This window comes from Pseudoalteromonas sp. SA25 (assembly GCF_011378705.1).
Lineage (GTDB): Bacteria > Pseudomonadota > Gammaproteobacteria > Enterobacterales > Alteromonadaceae > Pseudoalteromonas > Pseudoalteromonas arctica.
Genome location: NZ_WTKV01000052.1, coordinates 1 through 2,875, shown reverse-complemented (window position 1 = coordinate 2,875; position 2,875 = coordinate 1). Strand labels below are relative to the sequence as shown.

Annotated in this window: 2 protein-coding genes; both read left to right on the top strand. The window is 41.4% G+C overall.

Annotated features, from left to right (window positions below):
• Window positions 1–1,196, top strand: a 1,196-nt coding sequence (locus GQR45_RS21195; RefSeq protein WP_165726940.1) for a flagellin, incomplete at its 5' end; no start/stop codon positions are given.
• A 309-nt stretch (window positions 1,197–1,505) separates the two neighbouring features.
• Window positions 1,506–2,875, top strand: a 1,370-nt coding sequence (locus tag GQR45_RS21535; protein WP_165726939.1) for a flagellin, incomplete at its 3' end; no start/stop codon positions are given.

The window sequence follows — 2,875 nt, the reverse complement described above, 5'->3', positions numbered from 1 at the left end:
TGCAATCGGCAAATGGTTCAAACTCTGCAACTGACCGTGATGCACTGCAAAAAGAAGTATCAGCTTTACAAACTGAGTTGACACGAATCTCTGACACAACATCGTTTGGTGGGCAACAATTGCTAGATGGCAATTTTGGTACTAAGCAGTTTCAAGTGGGCGCCAATGCAAACGAAACTATTTCTGTGTCATTAAATAGTATTGCTGCTAGCGATATTGGTGTTCAATCTTTTGACCTTGAAGGTGCATCTGCGGGCTTAGGTGAAGCATCAGCATTAACCTCTACAGCAACTGCAAATAGTGTTACATCAGGTGGTTTGACCTTAGTAGGTAAGAATGGTGAGGATACACTTATTGGGAATGTTGCTGGTGCAAGTGCTGCAGAAATTGCAGATTCAATAAATGCAGCACAGTCATCTACAGGTGTAACTGCCGATGCGAGAACGCAAGTTGAGCTATCTACATTAAGTGGCGGTGGCGCACTTTCGTTTAAGTTAAATGGTAGTGTTATTTCAGCAAACCCTTCGTCGGGTACTGATATGGCTGCTATAGCAAGTGCCGTTAACGAGCGTTCAGGTGAAACCGGTATCTCTGCTGCGGTATCTGAAGCCGGGAAAATGATATTAACAGATGAGTCTGGTGATGATATTGAAATAACAGACTTCAAGGGCGGAGCTTCTGGAGCTGGGACAATAGTTGTTACTGGTGTCGATTATGATGGCACAACAAGTGCGACTACAGGTATTACATTAACTGGCGGTGGAGCTGATAAGGCTGTGACAGCTGGTACAGTAAGGTTATCCTCTACGCAGGCATTCTCAGTTACGTCTGGTGATACTACTTTAGGTGCTAATACAACTGGTGATGTATCTACTTTAGATAATGTTGGTAAGATGAATATTGAAACGCAAGCGGGTTCTCAAAATGCGTTAGATGTAATTGATGGTGCAATTGCAATGATTGATAGTCAGCGTGCTGACTTGGGTGCGGTGCAAAACCGTTTTGGTCATACAATTAGTAACCTTGCTAATATTTCTGAGAACGTATCTGCATCACGTAGCCGTATTCAAGATACTGACTTTGCGACAGAAACAGCGCAAATGACGAAAAATCAAATATTGCAGCAGGCTGGTACCTCAATACTCTCGCAGGCGAATCAAATACCGCAAGCGGCAATTAGTTTATTGGGTGGTTAATTATTAGTGTAACTAATAACAGGCTGTATAAACGCACTTCAAATTGAGTGCGTTTTTTATTTTTAGATGGTTAAACTTGCTAAAATCATAATATGGAAACTGTATTTTAAACTCATTTCAAATAACTTGCCTTATAAAACAGTTGGTTAGCTTTTTTTGAGCAAATAAACCAATTTATTTCTAAAATACCTCTAAAGATAATAATCCTTCTGCCGTTAACTTAACCAGTACAGAGCTTGAGCATACAATTGTGAAAGCTCTTGGTTAAATCAAAACAGCAATATTACGAAAGTAATCAGGAGTTTTATTATGATTTCAGTAAACACAAATGTATCTTCATTAAACGCTCAGCGTAACTTGTCTAAATCAGGTTCTGATTTAGCGACTTCTATGGAGCGTTTATCGTCAGGTATGCGTATTAACAGCGCAAAAGATGATGCGGCAGGTCTGCAAATTTCAAACCGTTTAACATCTCAAGTAAATGGTTTAGCTGTAGCACAACGAAATGCTAACGACGGTATTTCAATGGCACAAACCGCTGAAGGTGCAATGAACGAATCAACAAACATCCTACAGCGTATGCGTGAGCTTGCATTGCAATCGGCAAATGGTTCAAACTCTGCAACTGACCGTGATGCACTGCAAAAAGAAGTATCAGCTTTACAAACTGAGTTGACACGAATCTCTGACACAACATCGTTTGGTGGGCAACAATTGCTAGATGGCAATTTTGGTACTAAGCAGTTTCAAGTGGGCGCCAATGCAAACGAAACTATTTCTGTGTCATTAAATAGTATTGCTGCTAGCGATATTGGTGTTCAATCTTTTGACCTTGAAGGTGCATCTGCGGGCTTAGGTGAAGCATCAGCATTAACCTCTACAGCAACTGCAAATAGTGTTACATCAGGTGGTTTGACCTTAGTAGGTAAGAATGGTGAGGATACACTTATTGGGAATGTTGCTGGTGCAAGTGCTGCAGAAATTGCAGATTCAATAAATGCAGCACAGTCATCTACAGGTGTAACTGCCGATGCGAGAACGCAAGTTGAGCTATCTACATTAAGTGGCGGTGGCGCACTTTCGTTTAAGTTAAATGGTAGTGTTATTTCAGCAAACCCTTCGTCGGGTACTGATATGGCTGCTATAGCAAGTGCCGTTAACGAGCGTTCAGGTGAAACCGGTATCTCTGCTGCGGTATCTGAAGCCGGGAAAATGATATTAACAGATGAGTCTGGTGATGATATTGAAATAACAGACTTCAAGGGCGGAGCTTCTGGAGCTGGGACAATAGTTGTTACTGGTGTCGATTATGATGGCACAACAAGTGCGACTACAGGTATTACATTAACTGGCGGTGGAGCTGATAAGGCTGTGACAGCTGGTACAGTAAGGTTATCCTCTACGCAGGCATTCTCAGTTACGTCTGGTGATACTACTTTAGGTGCTAATACAACTGGTGATGTATCTACTTTAGATAATGTTGGTAAGATGAATATTGAAACGCAAGCGGGTTCTCAAAATGCGTTAGATGTAATTGATGGTGCAATTGCAATGATTGATAGTCAGCGTGCTGACTTGGGTGCGGTGCAAAACCGTTTTGGTCATACAATTAGTAACCTTGCTAATATTTCTGAGAACGTATCTGCATCACGTAGCCGTATTCAAGATACTGACTTTGC